This is a genomic window from Streptomyces sp. WY228 (assembly GCF_019287315.1).
In the GTDB taxonomy this organism is placed as follows: domain Bacteria; phylum Actinomycetota; class Actinomycetes; order Streptomycetales; family Streptomycetaceae; genus Streptomyces; species Streptomyces caviscabies.
Genome location: NZ_CP079114.1, coordinates 1 through 23,792, shown reverse-complemented (window position 1 = coordinate 23,792; position 23,792 = coordinate 1). Strand labels below are relative to the sequence as shown.

The 23,792-nt window shown below is 66.8% G+C and carries 14 protein-coding genes; 3 read left to right on the top strand and 11 right to left on the bottom strand.

Features of this window, described 5'->3' with window-relative positions; all coding sequences use genetic code 11:
- Positions 1-135: 135 nt before the first annotated feature.
- Both KV381_RS00065 and KV381_RS00060 read left to right on the top strand, forming a co-directional pair.
- Positions 136-1,002 (top strand): DUF6083 domain-containing protein, encoded by an 867-nt coding sequence (locus KV381_RS00065; RefSeq protein ID WP_218784168.1) that lies wholly within the window; start codon positions 136-138, stop codon positions 1,000-1,002.
- Positions 1,003-1,078: 76 nt separating this feature from the next.
- Complete coding sequence (locus KV381_RS00060) at positions 1,079-2,548, top strand: UvrD-helicase domain-containing protein (RefSeq protein WP_218784167.1); 1,470 nt, start codon at positions 1,079-1,081, stop codon at positions 2,546-2,548.
- Between the two features lie 20 nt (positions 2,549-2,568).
- On the opposite strand, the gene KV381_RS00055 is transcribed toward KV381_RS00060, so the two are convergent.
- From KV381_RS00055 to KV381_RS00020, 9 genes are all read right to left on the bottom strand, one after another.
- Positions 2,569-3,132, bottom strand: coding sequence for an SUKH-4 family immunity protein (locus KV381_RS00055; RefSeq protein ID WP_218784166.1), 564 nt, complete (start codon positions 3,130-3,132; stop codon positions 2,569-2,571).
- Between the two features lie 17 nt (positions 3,133-3,149).
- Entirely contained in the window at positions 3,150-4,676 is a 1,527-nt protein-coding gene (locus KV381_RS00050) for a nucleic acid/nucleotide deaminase domain-containing protein (protein WP_218784165.1), read from the bottom strand.
- A gap of 89 nt (positions 4,677-4,765) precedes the next feature.
- Entirely contained in the window at positions 4,766-6,457 is a 1,692-nt protein-coding gene (locus KV381_RS00045; RefSeq protein ID WP_218784164.1) for a WD40 repeat domain-containing protein, read from the bottom strand.
- Positions 6,454-7,335 (bottom strand): nucleic acid/nucleotide deaminase domain-containing protein, encoded by an 882-nt coding sequence (locus tag KV381_RS00040; RefSeq protein WP_218784163.1) that lies wholly within the window; start codon positions 7,333-7,335, stop codon positions 6,454-6,456. Before KV381_RS00040 ends, KV381_RS00045 begins: the two co-directional genes overlap by 4 nt.
- A 445-nt stretch (positions 7,336-7,780) precedes the next feature.
- A complete protein-coding gene (locus KV381_RS00035; RefSeq protein ID WP_218784162.1) occupies positions 7,781-8,482 on the bottom strand; it encodes a hypothetical protein in 702 nt (233 codons plus the stop codon).
- A 567-nt stretch (positions 8,483-9,049) separates the two neighbouring features.
- Positions 9,050-10,771: a hypothetical protein gene (locus tag KV381_RS00030; protein ID WP_218784161.1), complete on the bottom strand. Its 1,722-nt coding sequence runs from the start codon at positions 10,769-10,771 to the stop codon at positions 9,050-9,052.
- A gap of 376 nt (positions 10,772-11,147) precedes the next feature.
- Positions 11,148-13,118, bottom strand: coding sequence for a DUF3732 domain-containing protein (locus KV381_RS00025; protein ID WP_256994990.1), 1,971 nt, complete (start codon positions 13,116-13,118; stop codon positions 11,148-11,150).
- A gap of 5 nt (positions 13,119-13,123) precedes the next feature.
- Positions 13,124-13,603, bottom strand: coding sequence for a three component ABC system middle component (locus KV381_RS36255; protein ID WP_256994989.1), 480 nt, complete (start codon positions 13,601-13,603; stop codon positions 13,124-13,126).
- Complete coding sequence (locus KV381_RS00020; RefSeq protein WP_218784159.1) at positions 13,596-14,780, bottom strand: ABC-three component system protein; 1,185 nt, start codon at positions 14,778-14,780, stop codon at positions 13,596-13,598. Before KV381_RS00020 ends, KV381_RS36255 begins: the two co-directional genes overlap by 8 nt.
- Positions 14,781-15,322: 542 nt before the next feature.
- Here KV381_RS00020 and KV381_RS00015 point away from each other — a divergent pair.
- Positions 15,323-15,748, top strand: a complete 426-nt coding sequence (locus KV381_RS00015; protein ID WP_218784158.1) for a hypothetical protein — start codon at positions 15,323-15,325, stop codon at positions 15,746-15,748.
- A gap of 617 nt (positions 15,749-16,365) precedes the next feature.
- Here the strand turns inward: KV381_RS00015 and KV381_RS00010 are convergent.
- Positions 16,366-19,530: a hypothetical protein gene (locus tag KV381_RS00010; RefSeq protein ID WP_218784157.1), complete on the bottom strand. Its 3,165-nt coding sequence runs from the start codon at positions 19,528-19,530 to the stop codon at positions 16,366-16,368.
- A 3,570-nt stretch (positions 19,531-23,100) separates the two neighbouring features.
- Positions 23,101-23,792: hypothetical protein (locus tag KV381_RS00005; RefSeq protein WP_218784156.1), on the bottom strand; the 692-nt coding region annotated here is incomplete at its 5' end.

The following is a 23,792-nucleotide window of genomic DNA, read 5'->3' as shown; positions in this document are numbered from 1 at the left end:
AGATCACCCGATCCAGTCATCAAAAGGCACTCCTGCGCGAGAGACCGCACACAGGTTCCCCGCCGTTGAGCCGTCCGCAGGACACTCCGGCACGCTCCCCGCAGCACCGGCGTGTCACCTGCCACCTTCACCGCCATGTGCTCCGCCAACGCCCCAACCCCTCGCCGGTGGGACGGCACCTCCACCCGCACCCCACGCTCACGGTCCCTGCGCGTCGCCGCCGACAGTCCCACCCGTCTCGTCCGCAGCGCGCAGCCCGGCCGCTGCCCTGACTGCGGCAACCGCGTCGACTGGCATCCCCGCACAGACGGCGACGACCGAGCCGTAGGGCTCCACCCTCACGAACTCCCCGCCGCCGCTGTCCCTGCCGTCAGCCGCTGGCACGTCAGCTCCGGCATCGCCCACCCCGCCCACGACGGCACCCCCTGGTGCCGCATCCCGCACACAGCCCTGTGCCCCGCACGCAGCGCTCCCACAGCCCTCACCCCAGAACTGGCCGCGCTGCGCCGCCACCTCGCCCTGCACACCCGCCGCCTGATCAACAACGGCGCCCTCACCACACCGGCCGCCCCACCACCACTCGAACAGACCGAGTCCTGCAGGCCCGCCCGCCCCATCGCCCACCTTCTAGGCGTCTACTACATCGCCAGCCACCCCATCGACGCCATCCAGTGCGTCGCCCAGACCCGGCAGCGGCACCGCTGTACCCGCCCCGTCCTCGACGGCCAAGCGCCGCACGGCACCTGGGCCTTGCTCCCCACCGCCCTCCCCAGCCACCGACCTCTTTCTTCCCCTACGGACGGGATGGCTGTCTACGACCTGACTCACCTGGCCTTCGCCGAGCAGATGCGATGGCGTCACCAGCACTGCCCCGGCCACGCCGCCTCCTCAGCCGCCGATCTCGCCCTCACCGAGTGGGAACCCTTCGACGCACGGCTCCACCACCAGCACATCCACCAACGCCTGCCTCACGGCGGACACAGGCAGAACCACAGGACATAACCCCCACCCCGCCACGCATCCCGGCAACGCCGCCCACCAGCTCCCGGCGCACCATCCCCAACCCACGGAGACCCCGGTGCCTTCCCCCACCGACGAACAGACCGCCGCCGCCGACCGCTTCCACGCCGGCGACCACCTCGCCCTCCAAGCAGGAGCAGGCACCGGCAAGACCAGCACCCTCGCGCTCCTTGCCCACGGAACCAGACGCCGCGGCCGCTACATCGCCTACAACAGAGCCATCGCCCAGGAAGCCGCCACCCGCTTCCCGGCCACCGTCACCTGCAAAACAGCGCACGCCCTCGCCTATGCCGCAGTCGGCCACCGCTACCGCGCCCGCCTCAACAGCCCCCGCCAGCCCAGCTGGAAAACCGGCCACCACCTCGGCATCACCAAGACCCTCCGCATCGGCGACCGAGACCTCTCACCCCGCGCACTCTCCTACGCGACCCTGCGTACCGTCACCCGCTTCTGCCACTCCGCAGACCCCGCCCTCACCGCCCACCACGTCCCCCGACTACGCAACCTCGAAGACGCCGACCACCACCGCGAACTCACCGCACTGGTCATGCCCTTCGCTCACAAAGCATGGGCCGACCTGCAAAACCCCGACGCCGGCGCCGTCCGCTTCGACCACGACCACTACCTCAAGATCTGGGCACTGACCGAACCGAGAATCCCCGCAGACTTCCTCCTCCTCGACGAAGCCCAGGACACCAACCCCGTCGTCGAACAGGTCTTCAACGCCCAGCGCAATCACGCCCAGCTCGTCATGGTCGGAGACTCAGCCCAAGCCATCTACCAATGGCGCGGCGCCCGCGACATCATGACCGCCTTCAACGGCACCGAACTCACCCTGTCCCGATCCTTCCGCTTCGGCCCCAGCCTCGCCGCCGAGGCCAACCGCTGGCTCTCCATCGCCGCCGCGCCCCTGCGCCTCGCGGGCACCGACACGATCCCCACCACCCTCGGCCCCGTCGACCAGCCTGACGCCATCCTGTGCCGCACCAACGTCGGAGCGATGCGCGAAGTCATGCAACTCCTCGACACAGACCATCGCGTCGCCCTCACCGGGGGAGGAGAGTCCCTGCGAGCACTCGCCCGCGCCGCCGACGATCTCCGTGCCGGCCGACGAACCTTCCACCCCGAACTGCTTCTCTTCCCCACCTGGGGAGACCTGCAGGACTACGCCGCGAACGATCCCGCGGGGCGAGATCTCCAGCCGCTCGTCGACCTCGTCGACACTCACGGACCCGACGCCATCCTCAACGCTGTTCACCGCCTCACGCCTGAGAACACCGCCGACGTCACCGTCTCGACTGCCCACAAGTCCAAGGGGCGGGAATGGGCAAGCGTCAAAATCGCCGACGACTTCACCCCGCCCCGCGACACCGAGAAGAAGGACGAGCACGGGCGGCCTGTCCCCGAGCCTGTCGACGAAGCGGAAGCGCGCCTTGCTTACGTCGCTGTCACTCGCGCTCGCCAACGGCTCGACCTGGGCGGCCTGTCATGGATCAACGATCACCCTGATGGAAGGCCTCCGGCATAGCCCCTCCCAGGGCTGCGGTGTTACCAGATGCCGTGTTCCAGCTCTTCCAGTGAGAGGTTCCACTGCGATTCATCGTCCGCGAAGGGCGTGGAGTCGAAGGCACCGACGGTTTCCCTGAAGCGGGCTGAGAGCTCTTCAGGGTCCACGTCGTTGTCGTGGTCGACCTCGAGCTTCCGGAACTCGACGAGCGCGTACACCAGGGACTCGACGTCGCGGTGGAGCGGGATGTAGCCGGAGGATCCCTCGGGGAACGCGTAGACCTTCCCCGAGGCCGGGTCGAGGGCGATGAGCGAGGTGAAGAGGTAGCCGAGCATCCACCAGGACCGGCTCTCCGTCGGACACGGCATGCCGTAGTGGTCGAAGCGGCTGCCGAGCGAGATCGCATCAAGGTTGGCCGGGTAAGGGTCCTCGACGTCCTCCCTGGAGGTGAAAACCTCGGAGTGCGGAAGGCCCACGAAACTCAGGAAGCTAGCGGAACGCGCGTCGAATCCGGCCGTATCGCCTTGCGGGAAATAGATAATTTTGTCCAGGCCGTAGGCCTGCACCAATTCGTTCGGAGTGACGGAAAAGTTCACGCGGATCATCCTACCCTACTGTGGTGCTACTTACCGTGAAGCTCTTTTAGGTGGCTCAAATATTTGGTGTGCTCGGTATTCGTTGTCTTGCCTTCCGGCGTGTAGTAGTCGGCGACGTGAGTGACCTTCATGTTCTGTTTGAAATAAAAATCCAGCCAGCGCGCACATTCAGGATTTTTTCTGCAAGGTTCTCGTTCCGTGAATACTTCTGTCAAGTTGTCCTGTTTCCCGTTGTGGAGAAGGGGGCGTCCGATCATGCGCTCTGAATGCCCGTTCTTGTTGCTGTATCCGACGAGGATGGACTCCTTCCCTCCGGGCTCGATGTACCGGCCGGCAGCGTAGTTGGTTCCCTTGTAGTCATCCCGCGCGATCCGGGCGGCCTGCGTTGCCTGGACCAGATCGTCCTGGCTGTCGAAACCGATTTTCCGGGAGGGGGCGCGGCCAGGGTGCTTGGAGTCCGCGTAGAATTCGCTCTTCTCTTTCGGGGTGCTGGGAATCCAGGCCTTCCCGTTGTTCAGTACGACACCGTTGAGCCGGGTCTTGTCCTCCGTGTCGAGAGGGCTCGTTCTCCCACTCTCGTCCAGGCGCTGAACCGAACCATCTGCGTTGAGTAGATAGGTGCGAACCTCTTCACCCTCGTCGACATCGCACTTAGCGATCTCTTTCCCGCGCCGTTCGTCCTCCTCCTTCTGATCGCGCTTGCTTTTGCTGATCTTCCCGCCGTGGTCTTCAAGAGTTTTCACCATCTCGAGAGCCTTTTCCTCGACGGTGTCCTCCGCCTTGTCCATGACGGTGGCAAGCTTGTGAAATCGGCTGTCCTTCTTGACGGACGTCTTGCGCTGAGATCCCCCGCTCTTGAAGTCACCCTTCTTCTTGTCGAAGTTGGTGGCTGTCCTCTGGTAGTCGCTGGCGGAACGCTCGAACTCGTCGAACTCGATGACCAGGTCCTGGGCCATGTCGCTGCTGCCCGATGCCATCACGTCGTAGGTGCTGCCGCCGCTGAGCCGGTCGGTGAACAGCTTCTCGAGTTCCCCGAGGATCTTGCCCTCGATCTTGTCCGTGACGATCGACGTGATCCGCTCCACGGCGGTATCGATGATCTCCTGGATGATCAGGCGAGCTGCCGCGACCGCCGCGGCGGACAGCAGCCCGCTTGCCCCGAGAGTGAAGAACATGCCGACCACTCCGGCACCGGCAGCGGCCGCGGTGGCGCTGAGCTTCGCGATGATCGCGATCTTGCACCCGAGAACGAGATCGGCACAGTCGTCCAGAGCGTCAGCGAGCGTGTCGCACCCCTTGGCGAACGTCGACAGATCCCGTGTGGTGAGCTTCCCCCAGCGCCGGTCGATCGCTGTGACCGTCTCACCCCTGCTTTTGCCCGCAACGATGTGCGAGCAGGCGTTGTTGCCCTCCTTGACGGCATCGCGAATGCCCTCGGCCAGCTTCCGGTAGTCCTTGGCCGAGGCCTTGACCTCGTCCTCATCAATCTGTGGCCAGTCGATGCCGATGAGGTTCAAAACCTCCACCAGATCATCGGGCAGCTGCTTCCCCACATGTCCCCCCGTCGTCACCCGATCGGCTTACCCTCCGGTGACAGTTGATCAGCCGTCAACCCTGAACAGATGCAGACCCTGCGCAGAAACTACGGTCCCTTCTGCACACCGCCAGGTGCCGGCTGTGCCGGGGGCCTTGGCGTAAGGCAGACCAGGTACTCGTCCATCCCCACCACGAGCCGGCCATCCGGTGCGAGAGCGACAGCCCGGACCGGCGGCCCGGGCCTGAACGTTTGCCGCGCACCGGAATCCACCTCGATCCATTCCACCGCCCCGTCCCCCCAGGCCACCGCCAGCGCCGGACCACTCGGCGTCATCGTGGCGTCGACGGACACCACCGCAGAGTCCCGCTCGGCCAGAGGCACAGCCATCGGAGCATGCCCCGGGCTCCAGGCCCGCACCGTGCCATCCGCACCACCGCTGTAGACCAGAGGCACCACCCCCTCGCTGCCTACCGGCATACCCAGGGCAGCAACAGCGTTCACCCCACCCCGGTGCAGCACCGCGGCGCCCTCCCAGTCCCCGAACGCTCGTACCTCTCCCGCAGCGTCACCGAACACCACAATCCCGAGATCCGGCCCCGCCGCACACGCGATCGCCGTGCTGACATGACCCCGCAGCGCCGTCAACAGCGCCTCCCGGCCGGTAGGGCCCTCATCGAGCAGCCGCGCGATCCCAGATCCTGCCGGCCGCGACACCCAGCTCCCATCCGCGTGAACACGACCCCCCTCATCCAGCACCAGCACCGTGCCGTCAGCCATCACCGACACCAACTGCGGCTGAAAGCCGCCCACAACAATCCGCCCCCGCGCACCACCGTCACCCATCCGCACCACACGGACCGACCCGCTGGGCCCGGTCACCAACACGGCACCTTCCAAGGGCCCTTCCCCCACGGCCAGCGCACTGACGGGACCCGGCCACGGCGGTACCAGATCACCACTGACCCTGCTCCACTCCCAGCACCACGCAGAACCCGCAGCCGCCCCTACCAGAGCGGAAGCGAGGCGGGGATCCGCACCATCCCCCAGAGCGGCGAGAAGGGTCAGCGCACGAGAAGCCGACTCCCCATCCCGGCACAGAGACTGCCCGGCCCTCAACCACGCCTCCCGCAGCCCCCCGTACTCGCCCCTCCGCGCCCTTTCGTAGGCAGCGGTGACCGTCCACGCGTCAGCCCGGCAGACGGCGACCGGATCCCACAGATCCACGACAGCACCGGGCTTGGGCATCCCAGCCCCCACGTGCTGCGAGGTCTGAGAAGCCTGCCACTGGGCGAAGCGCCGCTCATCACGCCACTGCTCCAGGTCCAAGTCCAGCTCCGCGCAACCGGAGCCGGACAGAAGACGATGCGCAGGACTGCCCGAGCGGGACTCGACCACCAGCCGGATGCCCGGCACGTCGGCTAGGGCCAGTACGAGCTCCGCAACCGCTTCACCGTGCACGTCCGGCAGCACGATCACGGTACGGCGCCCATCCGCCGCCAGTACCGGCACAAGCTCCCAAGGGGCGCGGGCCACGACGCCGAGCTGGTCAGCGATCGACCACACCGTGCCGAGGACACTCTCGTCGGGAGAAGGAGGAACAACAGCGTGAACCGTCCGCTCCGCCAGGCCACCTGGCCGGCTGCCGTGATGAACGAGCCAGGCCAGCAGAGCCGACTTGCCGCAGTCCTCAGAGCCGGAGACCAGACACACGTGCGGGGCCTGCGGATCGGAAAGCCACCCCAGCAGAGCAGCCGCCGCGGGCTCCCTTCCCCCGGCCGGACGGTCCCAGCGCATCATGCGCGCCGCCGGGTCTCGGCGTCATGAAGGATCAGCTGCTTCAAGCCCTCTTCCCGGGATTCCGCAGTGTCCCCGTAGTCGAAACTGTGCGTGAACTCCGCATGAGGCAAGACCTGCTGCATCCAGACGGAGCAGTAGTGACCCGGCATGAGGCAGGGTTCCAACTCGCAGTGAACCCGCCGAACCTGACCGGGCTCCACCCCCTCAGCGGACAGACGCCGCCACAAGGCCTCCTCCGGATGGGGCCTGCCGACCCCCGCAACCTCGGTGACGACCTGCTTGGCACCAGAACCGTCGACGTACTCGAACGCCGCGGAGAACGGGAAATTCAGTGTGTGGCGGATGTCGTCGAGTACCCGCGGCCACCAAGATTCCCGCTCAACGAACGCGGAAGCGTCAATACGCCGCAGCTCAGCCGCGAGCCTCTGGAACACGGCAGCACCCTCGGCCAGACCCGAAGTCCCGAACATCGCGGTCTGTGCTCGGTCCAAAGCCAGAAGCGAAGCGTTCAGCGAAGCCACATCGGTGCTGACGAACATGTCCTCCGCCGCTTCCGAGAGCACGACGGCCTGAACAGCACCATCGGGACGCACACACAGATGCGCCAGACCATCGAAACCGATCCGAAGCCAGCCCCCCACGGGCGCGGATGGCTGCAACCCACCTACGCGCGCCGCGAGCGCCCCAAGTGTCACCGGATCCTCGGCACTCGCTGCGAGGAAGTAGGGAGCAACTCCTCGCGGTACCCCGGTCTTCTGCAGGAGATTCCGTGCTGCCGCTGGGAGCTCGACTGCCAGCAGGTTTCCCTGCTCGAACAGTCTCAGGCCCTCCGAGCCGAAGTGCTGGATCAGTTCGGCAGACGAATCGGGGGAGGGCATGAGTACCTCGCGGAAAAAGGGGGTCTGGCCAGCGAACACAGCCGACCATAGCCGAGCTCCACCATGTGTGTTCGATGGCATCCCAGCCATAGTTTCGTTCGACGCGCACAGGCCCGAATCTTTGCTCCGCGCTGTACTCAGCAGACGATCGGATCACGGCCCGGGAACCGCGTGGCCTCATTTGCAGCACCCGACAGCCATGGCTGTCGGCACCTGTCCCCGGCAGTACCCCGCGTGGACGCCGCCCACGGAGACGTCACCGCCGCCGTACAACAGTGGCTCGAAGAGACGGGACGCATTCACCCCGGGCACACATCACCCACCTCGAAGTCCGCACCTGGCAGCCACGCCGTGCTCAGTACTCCGAGGGCTCAGGGCCGGTCGCGTCCGACTAACCGCCCAGCAATTTGAAGACTGTCTTCCGTGCGGCGGACACGGCTGGAATCTACGTCGCATCCCACATTGCGGTCTGGAACGCAGCTACGAACGCGTCGCGCTCCCGCCGGTACGTGCTGCGCCGCGTCTCGTACTTCTCGCGCTGTTCTGCGACTTTGGGAGCGTCGACCATACGGCCGCTGTCGGCCGCCGCAGCCTCCAGCCAGATGTCTGGGTGCTTGGCCCAAATCCGGCCGACCCACTCGGCCTGATTAGCAGCCAGAACGGCGGCGTGGAAGACGGTGGTGGCCTGCCGGGTCAGTCCCTCGCTGGACGCCAGGCGGACGTCTTCCAGTGCAGTGCTAGCCGCCTCCGCGAGGGCACGCAGTTCATCGGTCAGCCTCTTGACCATGCCGTCAGTGTCCTCCCACAGGGTGAGCCGTTCCGGCAGGGCCTGACTCGGTTTGTTGTGAGGGCGGGCAGCGTAGCCGTACGCCGCTGCATCCAGGGCCGCGACGGCTCGCAGGAACACCCCGTGTGCCTTGCGCTGAGCCTCGCGGCGTTCGGCGGCCAGGTCGTGGCGGGCCTTCGTTTCCAGCTCGTCGCGCTGCGCGGCAAGGGTCTCCCGGTGAAGACGCTCGGCATGCCGACGCGTGCGCCATGCGGACACCAGCACCACGATGACGTTGAAGGCGACGCCGCTGATCAGGATCGGGTACGGGTTCGGGTTCGGCACTGCCGCGCTGATGATGACGTGCGGGTCAGGATTCATGCCGCCGACGGTATGGCCGACCATAGCCCGGAAGTAGGGGAGTTGAGCTACATCGGAGCTTTCAGCGGTAGGACGACGCCCGCAGGAGGTCAGCCCCACCGTGGATGCCGGACCTCGCCCGCCCCGTGCTCCAGTCTCTCGCCTTCCTCAAGCGATCCCGCGAGCCTAAGGGCTGTCCCGCAATTCCCGGTGGATCAGCGCGCGGCGTCAGATGCGGTGCATCGCAAGGCGGAGGGACGGCCGCATACTGGATGTATGTGGACGTTCCGACAACGCGGCGAGGTGCCGTAGCTGTCGTCGCGCGCCCGCCGGGAATTGCGGGACAGCCCTTAGCCTTCGACCGCCGGACGTATTCCTCCAGAACCGCGGTCGCTACAGCGGCCCGATCGGGAAAGTGCCGTTACAGCACGCCCTGGCCGACTTGGGCCCGTCATGCGATCGCGGACGCGTCGGCGGCGCCCCTCTCGTCGAGCTTGTCGGCCTGCCAGCGATCCGGCGGCCGCCACGAATGGCCAGCAGGCTCGCAACGCCCGGGCGGGATGAGTGGCAGTTCAAGGTCGCAGTCGTTCAGTCGGCTTCCGGCTCGCTGTGAGGATCGTCCTGAATGTTCAGTACCAAGTGGATGGCCTCGAAGGCACCGTCCATGTCTGCTCGGACGTGAGCCGGCCGCTTCAGGCTCCGACATCCATGAGTGTTGACTATGTGGACGGTGAGCGAGCCTTTTCGAGAGGGGCTGTTGAGCCAGCTGGACAGCACATCCGGCAGAAGCTCTCCGGCCTTGGCCAGGCTGGCACAGGTCTCCAACTCGTCCAGGTCCACCACCGCCAGAGGCTGGACGTTCGACTGCTGCAGCCATCCTTCGGCCTTCAGCCGTTCTTCGACGTGATTCCGCGTCACCGGGTTGAGCGGGAAGCCGTTGCCGCACACCACCACCGGGTACACCTTCTCCGCCGGCTTCGCCAGGGGGGATCCGGCAGTCTGCGGAGACTGGAGGAGAAGCTTCGCCGTTCCGTCCAGCTGCTTTGTCTTCTCGACGACAGCCTTTTCGGCGTCGACCTTGAACTTGTCCAGGTCACCGGATCGGGCGGCCAGTGTCATGGGCTTGTTGACGATCTCCAACAGGACGACGCTGTTGCCGAAGTCGATGCCCATGTCGCAGTTCAGCGGCGTCACCCCCTTCTTGCCAGGGAAGGCCGCTTTGATGTCGTCCTCGGTGAAGAACGAACTGGAACCGTCGAGGAGGAGCGGGGCAACCTCCTTGATGAGGTCCTCAGCAAGGAGTTCGATCATCTCCGCGTACGCGCGCGACCATGCCTGCCACGCCTTGTCACCACCCGTGGCCCTGAGGTGCTCCTGCACCGGCCAGTAGAGGCCGCTGGTCACCGCCTCCCACAAGAAGGGCTCATCGAGAACCACGACGGTGTCACCGACACGAAGAAGCGGGGTGGTCTGGAGCGGGAGCATCTGCCAGGGCTGATCGCAGACTGCGAGCGCGGCCGCGAGGTCGTCGAGCGTTGCCGAGTAGAGCGCCAGGAACTTTTCGATCTTCTCATTCGGCAAGGTCAGCAACGGGAACGCCGGGACTCGCACCGGGCCGACCAGGCGCGTTTCTGTTGTCTTGAGCCAGTACGCGAAGGCAGGAGCAAGGATCTCCACAAGATCCAGACCTGTCGCGGCCGCTAGCAGGTCCACCGGCGCCGCGGGGAGATTCTCGCGCTTCTGGTTCGCGCCATGGTGTGTCCACAGCGACCAGGTCCTGCTGATCGCGCTACCGACGTCCTTTGGCTCGTTGAAGATCTGGTTGCAGACCACTTCCTTCGCGAGGCTCTCGCCCATGCCCCCGAACTTCGCCTCGTGCTCGGGTCGCTCCCTCTCAAGCGTGTCGGCGACAAGGTGAACCAGCAGGATCGAAGCCGTTTCAAGATCCACGTCGCCGAGGAAGCTCACTACTCGCGAATCCGGCTCATCCCGCGGCACCGGGCTGGTCAGCACGAGGCGCATGGCTCGGAGAGTCGGCTGCCGGGCTATGAACCACTGCGGCTGGCCGTCCTTCGCGCCCGCCAACGCCGCTTCGGCCAACGTACGAAGTCCCGTCCCCAAACCAGCCAAGAACCTCTGCTGGATAGCAAGGACGGCCTCCTTGAACGGTGCGGCGCGGTTGAGGAACGCCAGCATCTCGACGTACGCCTCGCGGGGATGCTTGCGGAGCAGTGCGTCGAGCCAGAAGTCAGGGTCGAACTGATCACCCCGGAGCTTCTCGAACTCCCCGAGGTACTCACGTGCCGTCACATACGCGATGACAACAGTGTCCAGCCAGCCATCGGGCTCTCGAACAAGACCAAGGCGGGTCGCCGCCCAGGACAGATCCGGGAGGAGCAGGTCAGAGGTATGGGCGCCGCTTGCGACAGCAGGGGGCGGTTGAACAGCGGGCCGGGTATCGGCTGCGGGCCAGTCACAGACAGATCCTAGGAGGAGCCCCAGCCTGAAGCACGGTATTTGACGTACCGGCCACCAGCTACCTTCTCTGCGACCCGACCGCTCCTGCGACAGCTCGACGGGTCACACAACAGGGGACGAACACGGCGTCGTCCCACGCGAACGGAGAACCGCGGCGCAGCAGCCACTGTGCGGCGACCGATGCTTCATCCGCAGTGGGGGAGCGGGGCTATGGAAGGGGCGGGGTGTCGAGCCAGCCGGGCGGGATGAGGGTTTCACCGTCGCGCCAGTTGTAGCGGACGCACTGTTGGAACCAGTCGTCGGGAAGGTCGGCATGGTCGCTGACGATCATCTGGAAGTCCGGGGACAGGCTGGCGGTGATCTCATACATCAGCCGGAAGAGCCTCTTGACCGCTTCCCGGTCGTCGTCACCGGAGAGGTCCTCGAGCTTGCCGCGCCGTTTGGCCATGTCGGAGGGGTAATAGGGCTGGGTCGGCTGGTCGAGCATGAGGAAGCGGGGGACTGGCCGGTGGTTGGAGACGAAGTACTGGTGGAGCGCCAGGTGCGCGGCAAGGTGGTAGCCGACGTGGTTTTTGCCGCTGCCGATCCGGATGAGTTCGGTCACCTCGTCGATGGCGTCGGTGACTACGGTCAGCTTCTTCAGGTCGAGTCGGACGAGCCGGTCGCCCTGTTCGAGCCGCAGGTATCGGGCATGGCGGGTCATCTGGCTGCTGATGTAGCCGAGGCTGTGGGAGAGCCGGCCCTCGATGTCGTCCGCGTCCAGTTGCGCTTCGAGCTCCTGCACGATGCGCTGGGCGATGGAGACATCGGATTCGAGCTGCTGGATCTCTCGGCCGTCCGACGCGCTGTTGATCTGTCCCAGGTAGGCGTCGATCCGCCCGCGGGTGTAAGCCTGAGTCTCGGCCTGGCCGAGCAGGCCGGCGTGGCGCTCGCGTTCCTCGGCCAGGACGCTGAGCGCGCCCTCGATGCCTCGCAGCCGCTGCCGCAGCTCGACGGCGACCTGTTCGAGTTCGCGCAGCGCCTGTTCGCGGCGTGGCTGGGCCGCCCGGACGGCGTCCAGCTGCCCGCGCAGTTCCTGGAGGGTGTGCTGCATGTCAGTGACGGTCGGGTCGGGATCCTCCAGCGTGCTGCCGCACGCCGGGCACATGCCTGCGGTGCCCGATGTGCCGGCGGGCACCAGGTCCAGGGCGGACAGCCGTGACATGCCGCGGCCGACCACGCCGCGGTACCCGTTCTCCTCGGCCTCGAGGTCGGTCAGGAGCTTGCGTTCCTCGGCCACGGTGCGCAGCTGGCGGCGCAATTTGCTTGCCTGCTGGCTGAGTTCCAGTTCCTGGCGGCGCTGCTGCTGGTCGTCGAAACGGTTGCCAGGCTGGAACGATGCGGCTTCCCGCAGGGCGGCGAGGATGGCACTGCGGTCGTTGTCCAGGGCGGCCGTATCGCCCACCAGGCCGTGCACGCGCGCCTCGCTGAGCAGGGAGCGCAGCCGTGCCTCCACGTCGCGGTTGAGCTCCTGAGCGGCTTTGAGGTCGTTCTGGGCCTTGCGTAGCGCCCGGCGGGCCTGGAGGAGCTGCTGCTGGCGGGCGGCCTGGTCCTCGGGGACGGCGCCGAGGAAGTAGGGGATGGTCGTCTTCAGGGCACTGCGGATGTGCGCCTCGTCGTTCTGCCGGTGGAACAGGGCGCGCTTGAGGGCGACCTCATCCTGGTTCTGCAGGCAGAGCAGCATCGCGTGCCCCAGGTTCGCGCTGAGCGGGGCGGCGAAACCTCCTGCCGGCGCCTCAGCGCGGGGATCACCGATGCCGATCCGCCGCCCGATCTGTCGGCGGATGGTGTCGGAATCGGCGGCGACCTTGAGATCGGCCAGCTCGGGGATGGCCAGGTCGGCCCCGACCTCGATCATTCCGTTGGTGACGGACCTGGCATTGGGGCCCGGCGCCGGGCGCGCTACGAAGATACGGGTGTCGTTGAGCTGGAGCATGACCGCGTACCACGCGACCGTGCGGAAGATAGCCGTGGCCGGCAGAGTGATTTCGTCGCGCCCCAGACAGAAGTCGACGATGTCGAGCAGCGCGCTTTTGCCGGTCTGCGACGTTCCGGTGACGATGTTGAGCTCGCCGAGCCGGAAGTCCAGGACACGTTTGTCGCCGCTCTTGCTGTAAAGGATGATCGACCGCAGCTGCACGAACGTTAGGGTCTCATGCCCAACAAGGCGAAGACGGTGGAAGGGTTCTCGCTCTTTGCAGTCCATCGCCCCACGAGCGCCGCGCTGCGCAGCAGTTCCCTCAGCTCGCCTGTGGTCTTCGGCTCCCGCGGCTGTGCCGCCCGCACTGTGCCGTTCTCAAGAACGAGTAGGTCATGTCGCAGACCGAACCGTAGTCCCTCCCGCACTGCGGGTATCAGTGACTTGCTCCTCGCGGGCAGACCGGCGACCAGCACCGGGTGATCGGACACCCACTTCGGCAGATGAGTCCGTGTCGACGCTGGCAGTGCGCTGCGGGTGGGCCGGTGCAGGACGAGGGGCGCCACCAGGAAACACAGCGGCCAGACCATCGCCCGGCCCCGTCGCTCAGCCTCGTAGGCGCGTGCCGCGGAGGCATGGATGGCGGCGAGCAGCGCCGGATTGAGGAACGCGGCTCCCGCCTGGGGCCGCTCGTGCCAGTCAGCCACGAACGGCCCTCACCAGGTTCTCGATGCGTTCTTCAAAGTCGGGGTGCCAGCCGATGCGTCCGCGGTCGGCGAGCTCGTGGTGCTTGCCCCGTGAGAAGAATGCTTCGTCGTAGCGTTCACGGACCTTGTACCGCGTCTGGTCGAGTGCCTTGCGCAGCAGCAGCCGCCCGGCGCGCTGCTGGTCGGATTCGGTTGCGCCGTCGCCGAGCTCGTCGAGCATCCAGTCGAACTCGCGGCTCCACTCGTCGGCGAGGTTGCCCTCGAACTTCGACAGCTCGTCGAGGTCGACCAGATCGTCCTCGAGCCAAGCCACGGTCTGGGTGTAGGCGCGGTAGTAGTCGACCATCGCCTTGTCCAGCTGCCGACCGGCCCCGACCCACAGCAGCTGATGGACGAACCTGGCGTCTGCCAGCTCGTCTGCCGCCTCCTCGGGGAAGTCCTCACGCTGGACGAGAGTGGGCAGCCGGTCGGAGGTGTAGTCGTCCCGGATCCGGCTCACCCGCTGCATGAGCCGGTCGACCGAGACGCTCGTGTGCCGCTTCTGCAGCATCTCCACGGTCTGCTCATACCACCACGCCCACAGCTGCCGCATGAACGAGTCGGTGTGCCCGTGCGGCAACACCGCACGCAGCTTCGCCTGGACGGCGCCGTCCAGGTCGTCGATGGTGGGGGAGCCGTCCACGACACGCATTCGCTGGACGAACACCGCGCGGGCTGGTCCGGGAAGCTCGAGGAACGCCTTGCGTGACTCCTTGGTGTCCCGTGCCTCGGACTGCTGGGCCGCCGCGGTCAGCAGGTCCACAGCAGCCGCCGGGTCGCGGTCGGGGGAGCGGAGCGCGGCCATGGCCGAGCCCTTCCTCGCCTGCTGCGTGGTGACCAGCGTCAACCACGGGCCGTCTGCGTCACCAGGGTCGTGCGTGTCCATCCACGACTTGATGGTCCGCCAGACGTCGTCATCCTTGTCTCCAAGCGTCCGAACTCCACGGACGTGGTGCTTCACCTGCAGCAGATCGACAGGCGCGCCGTTCTCCTCCCACGCCACGTCATCATGCAGCTCCAGACTGATCGCCCCGTCCGGCCGCTGCTCCGCACCACGCAGCAACTCCAGCAGCGCCAGCTGTGCTTGGAACAGATACCCCAGAGCTGACGACGAGGCCTCATGTACGGAGGATGCCATTGATCCAGTCTCCCGATGCTCACGCTGCGTTGTCCAGAACCCCACCGCAATTCGAACAAATTATCGCCCATTCGTGTTGCCCTTAAGGCCCGTTACCTCGTACGGATGCCGCACATCGCGCTGGACCGGCCGCCAGACAGGCACCCGCGCCCGCGCGTTGCCTCACAACCTGGGTTCGGAAAGATTACGCAGGAGGACGTCCCGCCTACGGGCGTCCCCAAGGCTCCGGCCGACCGACACGCCCTCCACACCTCGGGGGCTTTGCCGATGGCGCAGTTCCTTGCCGGCCTGGAACTTCGGGAGCTACGCCAGTCGGGTCACACACAGTGTCCACTCGTCTCCGGCACGCCTTGAGTGTGCCGGAAAGGTCGGCTCCGCCCCGACGGAGACGCCCCAGCAACTGCCCTTCCTCCAAGCGTCCCAGACATGGCCCCGCCGTTCGCCGGATGACACCTGACTGATTCCAGGGGTTCGGCGTGAAGGTTGAGGCTTCAAGAGCTATCGTTCCGCCTCAACGAAATGCTGAGGCTGGGGGGATCGCCATGGCTGTGCTCAAGCGCTGCGTCGTCTGTCGTCTACCGGTGAGCAAGAAGAAGCTCACCACCCTCAACGGCCGCAGACCAGCTCACCGGGCCTGCCGCCCCGGCCCCGATACCAGCACCGTCACAGTCACCTTCACTGGCATCCGTGTCGGCCCTGAGCCTCCCGCTCCCTTCGCTGGCCTGCCCCAGGCGTCGAAGCAGAAACAGATGAGCCGTGCCGCACTGCTGAAGCGGATCGAGGAACTGCGGCAGCGGGACGCGAAAAAGAAGGCCCAGACCACGATGACGCAACCCCGGTCTCGCGCCAAGACCAAGGGCGCGTCCGCGCGCATCAGTACCCCCGCGACCGGATCCCAGCCGTACTACGGCGTTGAGATGAAGTCCGTCAACGGCCGGTGGGTACAGATGCACCCGGAGTCCGAATAGCGCCCACGATTACAGACGCGTGGCTGGAGGCGCCAGCCGATCAGTGCGTACGAGCCGGCCTCGGCTGTCCACACCACGTGAGCCACCTGGTACATGCCGCACAGGCATGTACCAGCAGATGTCCATGTCGGCCGGAGGTCTCTTGCAGAGAGATTGGCGCGGTCTCCAGCGCCACCCCGCCCAGCAGGTCCCGCACCCGCTCTCCAAGCAACGAACCCCACCATCGAATCGAAGACGCTATTGCGCTCCCACGTCTTGGATCCGATGGTTCCATGCCCATTCCATCAAAGAATGACCGACAGCCTCAGGGCGTTCCGGCATCCTGAAGCATGCGCCCCGGCCTACCCCATGACGCCGGGAGAGCCGTCGAGTCACGCCGGTGGCCACCCGGTGAGCACGGTCAGCCACGGTGAGGACGAGGCCAAGAGCAGCCCTCCAGGAGGCGCTCCCACAGCGTCAGCGAAGTTCACAGTGGCGCCGTTGAAGGACGAGTTCAAAAGCCGGATGCTGCCGTCGCGGAAGTCCATGCGCTGGAAATCCAGCACACCCCTGCTCAGCGACGCCCGTGTGACGGGGCGCGCCGGGATGCCACGCAGCATCCGCACCACCACGCCGGCTCAGCTCCCGTACGCCACCTCGATTGCTCCGGCGTTGATCAAAGCAACCCTCAACGCCTCGTACTCAGGTGCGCCCCCCGAAGCAGCAGCGAACAGGTTTCCGGCGTAGCGGATGATCTCGCCACGCCGGTACCCACCGGCCGGAGCGGTGTCCAGCGCGGCCGCGGCGATGACCTGAGCGTAGGCAGAGCCGGGAGTACGGGCCGCACGCTTGACCATGCGGTCGCTGTCGTCCAGATCAGGTTGCTGCGCCACGGTCCGCGCGGTCAGCTCCAGCCAGGTGTCCTCGTCGAACGTCTCCGCGAAAGCGAAGTGACCTGCACCGCGCAGCGCCTCGGAAGGAAGCCGGGCATCGAGCACGGTCCGCCACAACTCCACAGCCCGCCGCTGCGCCCACTCCCGGTCATCCTCGCCGGCACCGGTCAGGGCCGTGGCGAGGCGGGACAGCATCACACTGATTGTCTGCGCCCCGCCCTCCCTGCCCGACAGAGCGGCGAGGAACTCCGCAGCCGGGCCGAGCGGCATCTCCTCCTGCAGGAGAGCGTTCAGCGTCTTGTCGAGTGAACCCTCACCCTCACCCGGAGCCTCCCACCTGGCCAGCACGTCGAACAGCCCGGACCGGTCCAGCGCAGCCAGCAGCTGGTGATCACGCCGCCGGCCATGGGCCAGCCAGCCACGCGCGGGACGCCACGCCTCATCCAGGGTCAGCAACACTCCGGCATGCCCGGCCGCCCAATCCGCATCCGCCTGCGACAGCTGGCTGAGCACGAACCCGATCACGGCCAGGGCCTGGTCGTCGGGCTCGCCGGTGAGCAAAGGATCCAGTACTGCGCTCAGCCTTTCAGGCAGCCCGCTCCCGCCCCGCGCCTGCCGCAGCCCCCAGACGACGAGCGACAACAGAGCGCTGCCGCCCGGCCCGTACACCGCTTTGGTCAGCGGCGAGTCACTGTCCCGGCGAGGAACCGTCCAGCCTTCGACGAGGCCGCTCAGCCACGCCACAGCCTCCGCCTCGGCCTGCACCGACTCGCCGGCATTCCAGGTGCGGTGGAGCAGATTGCTGACGACCATCTCCAGCCGTGCCGCCCCGTCCTGCGCACCCTGAAGAGGCCGCACGGCGAACGCCGCCTCGGTCACCTGCGCCACGACACCCTCTTCCAGGCCGCCTTCACCCGCGGCACGGTGCAGCGCGTTGAAGTAGGCGGCCTGCAGCACTGGACGTCCGGCCGCCGCCGCGACCTCGGCCGGCTCGCCGGCCCACAGCGTCGGGTCCTTGGCGACGAGCTCGCCGAGCAGCCCCGCCCGCTCCTCGTTCCCGTCCTCGTCACTGTCCATCCGGGGCACGGCCGCACCGGCGAGCTCCGCCACCGCCGCGGCCGGTCCCTGCGCCTGCGCAAGGGCGGCGAACGCGTCAAGGGACAGCCCACCGTGGGACTCCACCCAGCTGTCGAACTTCATCATCGGCTCGACCCTGGCCGGTGCCGGCCCGAACTGCTGCTGAAGCACCGTGAGGACCGGCTGCCACCCGGCGAGCACCCCAGCAGGCAGCACCGCAGAAAACCCTCGCACGATGCGCCACGCATCAGGAACCGGCCCATCAGCTCCCTCCCACTCGCTGATCTCCCGCTGCGTCGGGGGAGTACCGAGCCCCTGCCTCAGAGCCCCGTCCACGGACTCACGCGACTCGGCGGGGCACTGACCGGAGAGCAGGGCGACGAAATCAGAGACATCCGCACACGGCCACCTCCCGCAGCCGACCTGCCCGGCAGCCTCCACCGCCTCCTGCCACCACGCAGCCCCGGCACCGGCCTGAGTATCGACGGTGAACGACTCCGCCAGATGCACCGCGACAAGCCGTGCCCGGAACTGCGTACCGACCGGCTTCACGCGAACCGCCCGGAGTCGCTGATCGACCGGCACACCGAGCCGCGCTTCGTCCCGCGCGAGGTCGAGCACAGCCCGCATCAGCCCCACCGCGGCCGAATGCGCGGATTCCACTGCCTCGGCAGACCCGAGATCGTTGCACAGCTCGACCTCCAGCCGGGCATCGTCCTGTTCCAGATGACCGGCCAGGACACCCGCGAGCGATGAGCGGATGATGACTCCCAACCGGTCCCCGTCGTCCCGCAGCCGGCCCTCGGGAAGCGCCGTAGCCTTCAGCGAGGCCAGCAACTGTCCCGTCTCCCACTCCTCGCGCTTCGTGAACTCCACCGAGCCGAGAACCCTCTCAACCACCCTGACCCACAGGCTGTCCCGGTCTGCCACCGGCACGTCATGAGCCCAGTCCGCTGCACGGACCTGCACATACCGCTCCGGATACTCCCGCACGATCCGCTCAAGCAGCGCCCCGACCGCGACACCACCCTCGGCCACCACAGACACGGCCTGCCACAGCGCCCCCGCCCCCTGCCCGGCGATCTCCTCCAGACGCTCCTGGCCCCAGGCACACACCAGCCCCGGCTGCCTGGCCAGCAGCCGCCGCATATACGGAGCCGCCGGCCACCGCCGCTCCTCGGGCAGCAACCGCTCCAGAGGAAGCAGTCCCAGCCACCTGTCACTGACCGCAGCCCTGAAGAAATAGGCGCCGGCCCGCGGATCGGTCATCCGCGCGACCTCGTCGGCATCCTGCTGGCTCGGGCATTCCAGCACAGCAAGTTCCCGCAACCGGTCTGCCCGATCGGGCAGACCCAGAAAAAGCTCCTCCATGGCAGCGACCACCCCGGCCAGCTGCTGGCGTGCGTCGACCGTGCTGTTCGAGCCGTGCAGCACCGCTGAGGCCCCACTGTAGAACGCGCTCCAGGAGTCACGGGCCCCCTGCTGCTCGGCCAGCCCCATCTCCTGCCGTGTCTGCTCGAAGAGGAGGCGCTCGACCTGCCGCACACGAAAACCGCCACGGTCCGCCTTCTGGGCACGCACCTCCCTCACCGTCGCGAGGAGCGAGTCCACAAGATCCGACGAGACCTCTCCCTGCTCGCTCCAGGAGTCGGCGACAGCCCCGGCCGCATCCTCCAGAGCACGCGCGGCACGCTGCGGCCCGGGAAAGTCCTCACCTGCCAGTTTCAGCACACTGTCCATAGCACCCCGCACACACGAAAGCGCGACCTCGAAGGCCCGGTGAAAGCTGTCCGGGCGGTCCAGCACATACGCGGCGTCCAGCAGCAGCTCCAAGGCCCGCTCCCCATCCGCTCCCTGGGCCCGCAGTGCTTCGGCGAGCTCGGGACGGACAGCGCCTGCAGCCGGCCGCCGCTGCTGAACAGTCTCTCCGGAAGGTGTCTCGTTCACCCGGCACACCGTACTGGCACGAACACCCGCCCAAGCCGCCCCTCTTGTCCACCCCTTGGCTTGCGGGTTGAGGACCCCGGTGTGTCTGCACCGCTCGACCCGCGGCCGCCGGCGACGGAGTGCATGCCGCGCATCCCCAGATCCAGTGCTTGCGACGGATGCCGGCCCGGAGGCCGACTCCTGTTCCTTCCTGACCCTCCTGGCTGCCGGGGCGGACCCGCAGCCCCAGAGCCTCAAAGGGGGCCGCATCCACGCACCAGACAGCCCGGACAACGCGGGGCACAGCAGCTGAAGTGACAGGGTCACACCCTTAAGTAAACCGAAAACGGCACTCAAGAATCACAAATCAATCAATTAAAAATTGCAGTCGTGAACATATGTTTGTTGATCGAGAGGTCAATCTCTCAATCCGTCGTCCCAGGTTCCCCAGCCGTCCCATGCCGGGGCAGACCTGAGCCATGCGCCCAGAAACCTGAGACAGCCTTTTGATCCGTCGATCGAAGCGGACCCTCGCGGACAGCAGTCGAGCCAGAATGCTTCGCACACTGTCACCTGGGCGGCACAGAACCCCTCACGGACCCCCGCAACCAGCACCGACGGTGAAGCCCGTTCGCTTCTCGGTTCCGCCAACGAGCCGCGCTCCTGGAGGAGACGGGCTCGACCGCTCACAGAGCCGGACCCACCACCTGCGCGCCCCAGAGCGCAAGCCCCGAGCCCACTCGAAAGGAGTCACAGCCGTTCGCTGCGCGCCCCTTCCGGCCCGTACCGCCTGCGTGCCGAAGCGCTGCGCGTCACAGGTTCCGCCGGCCAGTACCGAGAGCGCCGCGAAGAAGAGATCAAAGCAAACAGCCAGTCTCCGAACCAGGCCGATCTTGTTCCTTATCGCGCTGCCGCTTCGCGACGCCAGGACGAGACAACGCGACAGGTCTCAACAGATCCCTGGCACCACAAGCCAGTCTCACGCTGAGGGAACCCGTCACCGCAGCAGGCAGGTTCCTGCAGGTCAGAGACATCATTCTTCAGCGCTGGCTCAGAGGCTTCCTGTTTGCGGGGTGCCTCGCACATTCTGATTCACACGACGTCCCACAAGGATTGTCCACGAGTGCGGCCGCAGACAGCCTTCCCGGGTCCACTGCAACTGCACTCGGTCCTTCGTCATTTCTCATCTGTTGGTCCGGACGGGGTGACGAAAGCGTAAACCGTGGGATCGGTTGCAGCCCTTCCCGCGACTGCTGGGTAGGCCGCCAACTGCGGCCTCAAACCCGACTGTTGGGGTGGGCGGGGTCTGAGAAGACTCCGCCCACCCCAAGAGTCCGACAGCCAGACACCATCCAGCCGTTGGAGCCCGCAATGACCATTCACCCATTGCCCAAAGCCCCCTGCCCCACCAGCAGCCCTGCCTCACAAGCAGAGCCTTGAGCCCCTCCTCACCCCTTCCTCTGGCCCAACCAGGCGGCAGTCCCTGCCGTGCCCCGCCCAAACGGGCGCCGCGCACTCCGCAACCAGTCCCGCAGCCGTCCGTGACCTGCCGGCGTGCTCTTGCGGCGACAGCAAGCGCACAGGCCTCCATGAGTCCTCAAAGGACCGAGGACCTGACACCTGCCGAAGCGAACGGTCATGGCCTTTGACAACCCAAAGAGCCGGGACTGAACCGCGCCCCGCCGCGGTCCCACGCTCACCCGCCCTTTCCAGGCGCCAGCAAGGGCGCAGCCAGACGACTGATGTCGCTCGGAGCGCCAGGGACCCTGCCCACGAGCGGTCGTAGCGGCGGAACGCCAGGAGACCGGCCATAGTCCCGCAGACACCACCACCGCAGGTCTGCGTGAGCTGAGCCGTGGCATCGCGCGCAGCTCGCAGGCTGAGAAACGTTTCGTTGCGCACTGGCTCCCCGACCGCGAAAGCCCCAAACCGCAGGTCAGACCGAAACGCGCGGAGGTATGCGGCAGCCTGCCCGAAGGCGAACGCCCTGCATGAGAATCACGCGCTCGACCAGGTCCTGCCCTGCTGCAGACGCGTTTCAAATACTTCCCAGCGTGATGCGCAGGACACGCCTGAACTACCTTCTATGACAGGCACAAGCCCCGCCCTCTCCCATCGCGGCCAGGCAACGCGCGTACACCCCCAGGGCGATCTCGTGAGTGCCGGTTCTGCGTCGTCCGCCGTGACAGCGCGACGGACCAAATACTGCTGCGACCCTCGGCAGACATGCCATGCCAAACAGCCTGAAGAGCCGCTCCAGGCCACCGGTGCTCCCTGGGCACCCCGGAAGCACCAGGAAGCCGTTGTCGGCCCTGTCAGGAGACCCTCAGAGGGCAAGAACGCCTCCAGCACCCCCTGCCGGCTCAGAGAAGCCTCTGCAGCCGTGCCCCTCCGTGCCACAGCAGGAAAGACCTCAAGCACGCGCCGGCCACGGCAAGACAACCAGGCTCCCCCCGCAGTGACCGCGCTTCACTCCCCAAGGCGGCTCCAGGTGCGGCACTGAACGGACCCTGTCCAGCTGCCCCGTAGCGATCACCGAGTACCCAGCAGACGGCGCGGCCTCGATCAACGCCATCACCTTCCAGAGGGTCAACCCTCTCCTGAAAGTTGCAATTGCAACCATCTTTGTGCAGTGCTCCCGATGGAGAAGGAGTACCTGTACAACCCTAGAAATATTAAATGCATCGAACGCCACCTCGCCAGGCGGATCGGAAGCCGACTAGGAGAGCGATGTATCTCAGGGGAATCAGGACGGAAACAGTTGAAAGAGAGCAGGAAATCAGAAAGCGCACCCCCCATATCAATCAGGCAAGCAAGCAGCCCTTCTACCCTCGCTCTGATATCGCCGCACAGGGGGCGCCGCGAATATCCGTATTCCGAAGAACGCTAGAAAGCCAAACGGAAACCAAGAGCCCAATGCCGCCAAGCAAGAAGTCGACCCGCGACAGCGAGTCCCGACCGACCCGCTGAACAACACCCCGCACGGACAAGCACGCCCTCGGCGCGTCAGCGGCTTACCCACGGGACGGCGGCAGATCCGCAGACAAAGCCCAGGGGCCCCCGAAGGGCAGAGCGACCAGCCAGGGACGCCAGCGGTCCGCTGAGAGGCGCCCGCGGGAGCGGTCGAACGGACTCGAGCACTGGCGCGCTCTCGGCCGTCGTGCCAGGGGTTCCTGGTGCATCTAGCCATCGCTCCGCGGCGGCCTCGTTCCCGCCGACGCCGAGGAGCAGAACGATGGCCGTGTACGAAGGCCATGACGGGGGAAGAGCAGCCCCGACCAGACCAACCAGAAGCCGTGAGCCAACAGCCGCAGCCGCCGTGCCCGTCACCTCGCAGGCCTTCGCGCTCCGGAAGACCACGAGCGCCAGCACCACCTCGACGAGCACGGCGAGGCGGCGAGCGACGACGAGAACGACGGAAGGCGGGGGCGAGGCCCTCAAGCCTCGCCCCCGCCTTCCGTCACCCGAGATCAGGTACTACCCCGCCCAGGACGCGAACCCCTCATGGTCGCGCGTGAACCGGTTCCACTCCCGCTTCTCCTCCGGACTCGCCGAGCGCACCACCATCCTGGAGAGCCGGTCCAGCTCCCTCTGGGCGACGGGCCGGGCGTCTACCGCGGCGGCCCGGGCCCTCTCGACCGCCCACCCGGGCACGAACTGGCCCGCGAACAGCCGGTCGAGGAGCTCGATCCCCAGCTTCGCCCGGGCCGCGAACGCCTTGATGGTCACGTTCTCCTCCGTCAAGGCCTTCTCGAGCACCTCCGCGAAACGCAGCCGCGCGGGGGATGCCACCGAGACGGCGCTCACCACCTGCTCGACGGGGGGAAGCACCATGCGCATCTTCCGCAGCCGTCGAGGCTTCCAGTTGGCGGCCATGTCCCGGCCCGGGTCGAGCCGGTCGAACGCCCGGGCCCACCCATGCTGCTGCCGCACGGGCACCCCGCACACGAACAAGATCGCGGCGAGATGCTCGAACGCCATCGGACGCTTCCCGTTCAGCACGGCCCCCAACGAGGCGCGACTGAAGGAGATACCGCTCTGACGTACGGCATCGGCCAGCACCCGTAGCGACACATCCTTGAAGCTGAGCAGCGCACGCAGCACGGCGAGGTACTCCTCGTCGCTGTTGAGGCCGCTGATCACAGCCAGCCCGCGGTTCTGGGACCAGC

What these genes read in the sequence shown, in the direction of transcription:
- KV381_RS00065 (WP_218784168.1), top strand. Translation starts at nt 136, where the DNA reads ATGTGCTCCGCCAACGCCCCAACCCCTCGCCGGTGGGACGGCACCTCC.
- KV381_RS00055 (WP_218784166.1), bottom strand. Translation starts at nt 3,132, where the DNA reads ATGATCCGCGTGAACTTTTCCGTCACTCCGAACGAATTGGTGCAGGCC.
- KV381_RS00045 (WP_218784164.1), bottom strand. Translation starts at nt 6,457, where the DNA reads ATGATGCGCTGGGACCGTCCGGCCGGGGGAAGGGAGCCCGCGGCGGCT.
- KV381_RS00040 (WP_218784163.1), bottom strand. Translation starts at nt 7,335, where the DNA reads ATGCCCTCCCCCGATTCGTCTGCCGAACTGATCCAGCACTTCGGCTCG.
- KV381_RS00035 (WP_218784162.1), bottom strand. Translation starts at nt 8,482, where the DNA reads ATGAATCCTGACCCGCACGTCATCATCAGCGCGGCAGTGCCGAACCCG.
- KV381_RS00020 (WP_218784159.1), bottom strand. Translation starts at nt 14,780, where the DNA reads ATGGCATCCTCCGTACATGAGGCCTCGTCGTCAGCTCTGGGGTATCTG.
- KV381_RS00015 (WP_218784158.1), top strand. Translation starts at nt 15,323, where the DNA reads ATGGCTGTGCTCAAGCGCTGCGTCGTCTGTCGTCTACCGGTGAGCAAG.